This window comes from Neisseria sp. P0022.S010 (assembly GCF_051956635.1).
In genome coordinates this window covers 1-6778 of the sequence record NZ_JBQCXF010000149.1, presented here as the reverse complement: position 1 = coordinate 6778, position 6778 = coordinate 1, and the positions used below count along the sequence as shown (strand labels likewise).

The window sequence follows — 6778 nt, the reverse complement described above, 5'->3', positions numbered from 1 at the left end:
TGCCGATGAGGAGATCCAAAACGGTGCGAGCCTGACTGTGCGTGAGGCGCAGATGGCGATGTTTGTCGATGAAGGCGTGACCGCCGACGTGTTCGGTCCGGGGCGTTACACGCTTAATACGCAAACGTTGCCAGTGCTGACCAACTTGAAAAACTGGGACAAGCTCTTTGAATCCCCGTTTAAATCGGATGTTTACTTTTTTAATACCAAACAACAGCTCGCACGAAAATGGGGTACATCCCAACCTGTTACCGTGCGCGATGCCGAGTTTGGCGCGGTGCAACTGCGTTCGTTCGGTATGTATTCTTACCGCATCAGCGATCCGGCAAAATTCTTCAAAGAAGTCAGCGGCGTGGCGGCGCAATACAGCGGTGTAGACTTGGAAAACCAGCTGCGCAATATTGCAGTCACCCAATTGGCGGCCGCGTTTGGCAGCTCCGGTATCCCATTCTTGGATATGGCGGCGAACCAAGTTTTGCTGTCGCAAAAAATCGGCGAATTGCTCGGTGTGGAATTTGCCAAGCTGGGTTTGGCGTTAGAAAATTTCACTGTTGAAAGCATTACCTTGCCTGCGTCTATTCAGGCTGCGTTGGATAAGAAAATTTCGATGGGCGTTATCGGCGATTTGGGACGCTACACCCAATATCAAACCGCCGAATCCATCCCGCTTGCGGCACAAAATGAAGGCGGACTTGCCGGAATCGGTGCAGGCTTGGGCGTGGGTGCTGGTATTGGTCAGGCGATGGCGGGTGCCATGTCAGGCATGATGCAGCCGAATGTGCAACAGGCTCAGCAAAATGCTCAGCCGGCTGCCGAAGATCCGCAGGCGAAATTGATGAAACTCAAGTCTTTGCTGGATGGCGGTTTGATTTCGCAAGAAGATTTTGATAAAGCCAAGGCTGAAGTGTTGAAACAGTTGATTGGTTAATCAATTGAAGGCCGTCTGAAAAATATCATTCAAAGAAGCGTTGAGCTGCTTCTGTGAAAAGGTTTCAGACGGCCTTTTGAATCATTTGATTGAGTCTGTTCGGCGATTTGGTTTGTTTCTAATCTGAAATCATTGATAAAACCAGTTGATATAAACGCTAAGGCCGTCTGAAACACTCCAACCCATTCTGGAAAAGCAAATCCATGTCTCAAACTCCTTTCTTCAAAACCGACTGCCCAAGCTGCGGCGCACCTGTCGAAGCACATTCTGCTTCTGCTGTGACGCTGGTGTGCGGCTATTGCAACAGCATGCTGGTGCGGCAAGATAACGGCGTTGTCGACTCCGGCCGCGATTCCGCATTGCTGGAAGATTTTAGTCCGCTGCAAATCGGAACCAGCGGCACATTTGTCGCACAACGTTTTACCTTGGTCGGACGGCTTCAGGTGCAATACGACGATGGTGCGTGGAATGAATGGTATGCGCTATTTGACGACGGCAGGGCCGGGTGGCTTTCAGAGGCGGGCGATTTGTATGTGATGACCATGCCGGTCGAAGTCGATAATCCGCCGAAATTTGAAGACACGCGAGCCGGATTTAGCGAGCTGACTTTTCAAGATAAGCGCTATATTGCCTCCGATGTCCGCAAAATCAGCTTGAAACGCGCGGCTGCGCAGGGCGAATTGCCGTTTGTTTTGAAAGAGGATACAGAAAATCGGGTTTCCGACTGGCGTTGCGAAAACCTTTTCATCACGCTCGATTACAGCAACACAACACCCGAAGCTTTCTTCGGGAGGATGGTAAACCTAGATGATTTGAAGCTGGAAAACACGCGCCACGAAGATGAAATTAAAGAAAGCGCAGGCCGTCTGAAAGGCAGTATTACTTCAGAAAACTGTCCTAACTGCGGCTCATCCATTCATTGGGTAAACGGGCTGACTTCCCATCTGAACTGTCAAAGTTGCGGTAGCGAATTGGCAGTCGGCAAAGATAAAGCGGAGCTTATTACCGCCAATAATCTGCGTTTGTCGCAGAATACGCTGTTTACTCTGCCTATCGGCTCGACAGGCCGTCTGAAAAAACGCGAATTTTACGTTATGGGAGCGATCAGATACGCCGAAACTGACGCACAGGAAACGTTCGACAACCTGTTCAACGGCGCCAACCGCGTGCTCATACCCGAAGGCCAATGGTCGGAATATCTGCTTTACAACCCAACTCAGGGTTTCTTATGGCTGGTTGAAGCTGATGAAGGTTGGAATATTTCTGAAACCTTGAACGATTGGCCGCGCCTCGATCGCAACCGTCAACCGCAAGGCTATGGCAAACTTTATGACTATGGAGGCAGGGTAGAAGTCGCTGCCGGAGCCTTCCATTGGCGTGTCCGAAGCGGTGATTTGAATTATTACAGCGATTATCGAGATGGACAAAGCCGTAAGCTTGGTGCTGAACTAAACAGTCACGAAATGGCATGGAATAGAAGTACCCCCATTGCTTATCGGGAAATTGCGGATGCATTTAATCTGACCAGCCGCGCTCCGCATTACACTGCAAACATGGCGGCAGACGGTATTGATAAATCATTAAGAATCATAATGACCGCCATCTTGGTTGTCGTTAACCTCCCTGCGCTTCTGACCGGTGACAGCTCTACTGCACTTACCGTCATCTTTATAGGATGCTGGTTGTTGTGGACCATGGGTAAAAAAGACGAGGACGAGGATTAACATGTCGAGAATCACTTATATTATTTTCAGCACCATCATCATCGTCATCTCCATGATCATTAGCTACGGCTCTTCCGACTCCGACGGCTCGCGTATGCACTCCGGCGGTTATTACGGCGGCAGTGGTTATTCCGGAGGCCATAAATGACCCATGCCCCCGGTAACCATGGCCTATTAGACTTATACGGCTGCGATGAAGCCATCTTAAAAGATGAAGGCCGTCTGAAAACCGCTTTGGTAGCAGCCGCACAGGCAGCAGAAGCGACTATATTGACCGAACATTTCCACACCTTCAGCGGCGCAGGCGGCGTAACCGGCGTTTTACTGCTCGCCGAGTCCCACATCAGTATCCACACTTGGCCGGAACACCATTTCGCTGCTATAGACGCATTTATTTGCGGCGGTATGAAATTGGAAAAAGTGAAGGAAATCTTGTGCAGGGAGTTGGCGGCTGAAAGGGCTGTTTGGACGGTTGTGCAACGTGGCGAAGGTATACTGGACGATATACAATCATTAGTTGAACAATAAAATCTATAAGGCCGTCTGAAAGCATATTCAATCCGTTTTCAGACGGCCTTAAACCTTGTGCTGCTTAAACTGAAATATTGACACTATATGGAAAAAACGCCTTTTTTTAAAACCGATTGCCCAAGCTGTGGTGCGTCTGTGGAGGCGTACTCCGCTACTGCCGTGACGCTGGTGTGTGGCCATTGCCGCAGTATGCTGGTTGCTAGAAGCGGTAAGGGGAGGAGCGGATATTTTGTTGCCAATGCAGGGCGTGATTCTGCGTTGCTGGAAGATTTCAGTCCGTTACAGATTGGAACGAGAGGCGTTTTTGATGATCGGAAATTTACGCTGATTGGGCGATTGCAGGTGCATTACGATGTCGGCGCATGGAATGAATAGTATGTCTTGTTTGATGACGGGCAGACCGGCTGGCTTTCCGAGGTTGGCGATTTATATGCGATGACTTGTTTGCTGGCTCAGAAGAGGAGACGGGGGCCGAAAAATTTTAAGTCGGTGAAAGCCGGTTCCAGTTCGTTGATCTTTAATGGCCAAACCTTTATTGCGTCAGACGTCCGCACCATACATTACTGTAATACCGATGCGCAAGGCGAGTTGCCGTTCAATTTATCTGGGAATCAAGCGACAGGCGAGGTTTGCGACTGGCGACAGGGCAATTTGTTTTTGACCTTGGATTATTCGACTTTCCCAATGAACTCCTACTTCGGGCGCATAGTCAGTTTGGACAGTTTGAAGCTGGAAAATAAGCGCAGTGATGATGAAATCCGTGAAAGTGCAGGCCGTCTGAAAGGAGAGATTCTTTCTGAAAACTGCCCACATTGCGGCGCTCCTGTTCATTGGCCAGGTGGTGTTACTTCTTTCCTTTTATGTCAGTCTTGCGGCAGTAGTTTGAACACGACAAAAGATACTGTTGCGTTGATGGAGGCAAATGCCCAAAGGAAAGAACAAGAAAACCTGTTCACACTTTCCATAGGTACGAAAGGCCGTCTGAACGATACAGAATATCTGATTATCGGGGCTGTAAGATTTGCTGAGATACCGTCCTATAACCAAAATCAGTCTGAATACTGGACGGAATATCTGCTTTATAACACGCAGCAAGGGTTTGCCTGGCTGATTAAGTCTGGAAAACGCTGGCGGTTGTCAGAAACCTTACACACATGGCCGGACTTTGATTCAAGTGGCAATCCTGCCGGTGAAATGTTGATTGATCATTACCGTGGGCAGGTCGAGGCAGCGGCTGGTGCGTTTTATTGGAAAGTCAAACAAGGCGATTTGCTTCATTATAAGGAATATAGCGGCAAGAAAAGTTATGGCCGGAATGTCATTCTGTGTTCTGAGCAGAGCAAGGATGAAATAGTCTGGAGTAAAAGCAGTCCTGTGTCTTACCGTCAAATGAGAAAGGCATTCGGCCTGTCTTTTGATACTAAGGAGATGCTCTCTTACTGGCTGAAGGGTGACAATAGAAATGTTGGGAGTAGAGATAATGTAGCCCGTATCATTGCTATGCTGATTCTTATCATCGTCAACCTTCCGGCCTGGCTGTCACCGCACCTACGTAGCCCAGTTGGTATAGCGGTCAGTCTGTGTGCGTTGGTATGGATATGAGTTTCTGACAGATATAAAAACGATCGTGATTACGAAGAAGAACGGGTAGGGACGATTATTTTCTTTGCTTTCATCATTTTTCTTACCGTCTTGTTCAACTATGTCCAAGCGGAAGATAGCGACTCATCGCATTCCGGCAGCTCCTATCATGGTTATTCGGCAGGGCATAAATAACGCGAGACCTGCTTAACCTCGTTGTACCGTTTTATTTTTATTTTTTCAGACAACCTTTTTATAAAACATGCTAACTCGCCGTCAATTTCTCAGCTATACTGCCGCGCTTGGCACTGCCTCTGCTTTTTCTTGGCAGACTTATAAATACCTCAATCGCAAACCGCCGGTTTCTATTAACCGTGTCGGCTTGCCGTTGGGGCATTTGTTGCGCGACGGAGAGTTGTTGCAAGCGCCGGCTCGTCGTTATGAATGCAATACGCTTATACTCGGCGGCGGTGCGTCTGGTTTGGGGGTGTTGTGGTATTTGGCGAAGCATAATCACCGCGATGTATTGTTGGCAGAAGGGTTTGAACGCAATGGCAACAATGCCGCCTATATGTCTTCAGACGGCCTGAAAGCGCCGAGCGGTGCGCATTATTTGGCTTTGCCGTCGAAAGAAAGCGTGTATGTGCGCGAGATGCTGGCAGATTTCGGTATTTTGCAGCCGGATGGCAGCTTTAGGGAAACCGATTTGGTCTATGCGCCCGAATCGCGCCTTTTGTATCAGGATAAATGGGTGGAACATTTATTGCCGAAAGAAGATGCGGACTCCAAACGGTTTTTTGATTTGATAGGCCGTCTGAAACAGGTTTACGGCAATGACGGTAAGAAAATTTTTGCCATTCCGATTGCGCTGTCATCGGCCGATGAGACATGGCGCAAACTCGATAATCTGACGTTCAAACAATGGCTTGAGCAGGAGGGCTACCACTCGCCCGAGCTTTTATGGTATCTCGATTATTGTTGCCGCGACGATTACGGGCAAGGTATTGGGCAAGTGTCTGCCTTTGCCGGATTGCATTATTTTGCCGCCCGCAACAGCGCGGAAACCGTCCTCACTTGGCCCGAAGGTTTGGCACATCTTTCTGAAAACCTGCGCCGTCATGCCGGTTTACAGGAAGGCTGGCAATGGCCGTCTGAAAATCATATCCGTTTGGAGAAGCCTGCTTCAGTTAATGCTTCCGCTGTTAAAATCAAACCGCTTTCAGACGGCCGGATTGAAGTGTGGTTGCGTGATAATGCAAAAGGGGAAACCGTTGCCGTCACCGCGCAACACGTTATCTCCGCCATGCCGCTGATGGTTGCCTCCCACATTATTGAATCTCCCGAACAATTTGGTCTGGACATCCCAGAATACGCGCCATGGCTGGTTTCCAATTTTGAACTGCACAGTTTCCCGAAAGAAAAAAACAACAGCGAACTTGCGTGGGACAACGTGGTTTATGGCAGCCAAGGGCTGGGTTATGTTGTTGCGACCAACCAGTTTATTCGGGTTGCCCGTCCTGAACGCACGATTTTTACCGCCTACGCCGCGCTTAACCACGATACGCCACAAGTCGTCCGCCGCCAGCTGCTTGAAGCAAGCGACGAAGAGTTGCTCCAGCTTGCCGCCCAAGATCTGCTTACCGCTTACGGCGAAGGCTTTTGGCGGCACGTTTCCCGTGTTGACATTACCGTTCGCGGGCATGGCATGAGCGTGCCGAAACCCGGCTATTTAAGCGATGAGGCTTTATTAAAAATCAGAAACCGAAATTCTGGATTATTATTTGCACACAGTGACTTAAGCAGCTATTCGGTATTTGAAGAGGCTTTGTATTGGGGTGTGGAAGCGGCACGGAAAGTGTTGGGACAGGGATAATTTGAATTAGGCGGATGCTGGGCTAAATATCTGTTTGCATTTAAATTTCAATTCTAAAAGGAAACTATATGAAATATTTGAGCTTTTCTCTGATTGTTGCCTTAGGGTTAGGGAGCGCGGCATTTGCCTCTGCTGAAAAAA

The 6778-nt window shown here is 48.8% G+C and carries 7 protein-coding genes; all 7 read left to right on the top strand.

Annotated elements, in window-relative coordinates:
* The coding region (locus ACTHUT_RS12175; RefSeq protein WP_440418837.1) for an SPFH domain-containing protein at positions 1 to 928 on the top strand (928 nt) is incomplete at its 5' end.
* A gap of 203 nt (positions 929 to 1131) precedes the next feature.
* On the top strand, positions 1132 to 2652 hold the full coding sequence (locus ACTHUT_RS12170) for a DUF4178 domain-containing protein (protein ID WP_250599914.1): 1521 nt from the start codon (positions 1132 to 1134) through the stop codon (positions 2650 to 2652).
* A 1-nt stretch (position 2653) separates the two neighbouring features.
* Complete coding sequence (locus ACTHUT_RS12165) at positions 2654 to 2800, top strand: hypothetical protein (RefSeq protein ID WP_162837292.1); 147 nt, start codon at positions 2654 to 2656, stop codon at positions 2798 to 2800.
* Complete coding sequence (gene speD, locus ACTHUT_RS12160; protein ID WP_250599916.1) at positions 2797 to 3180, top strand: adenosylmethionine decarboxylase; 384 nt, start codon at positions 2797 to 2799, stop codon at positions 3178 to 3180. The genes ACTHUT_RS12165 and speD overlap by 4 nt, the downstream gene beginning before the upstream one ends.
* Before the next feature lie 87 nt (positions 3181 to 3267).
* On the top strand, positions 3268 to 3558 hold the full coding sequence (locus tag ACTHUT_RS12155; protein WP_250599918.1) for a hypothetical protein: 291 nt from the start codon (positions 3268 to 3270) through the stop codon (positions 3556 to 3558).
* A gap of 6 nt (positions 3559 to 3564) precedes the next feature.
* Entirely contained in the window at positions 3565 to 4785 is a 1221-nt protein-coding gene (locus ACTHUT_RS12150; RefSeq protein ID WP_250599920.1) for a DUF4178 domain-containing protein, read from the top strand.
* 241 nt (positions 4786 to 5026) lie between these two features.
* On the top strand, positions 5027 to 6637 hold the full coding sequence (locus ACTHUT_RS12145; RefSeq protein WP_440418836.1) for an NAD(P)-binding protein: 1611 nt from the start codon (positions 5027 to 5029) through the stop codon (positions 6635 to 6637).
* The last annotated feature ends 141 nt before the right edge of the window (positions 6638 to 6778 follow it).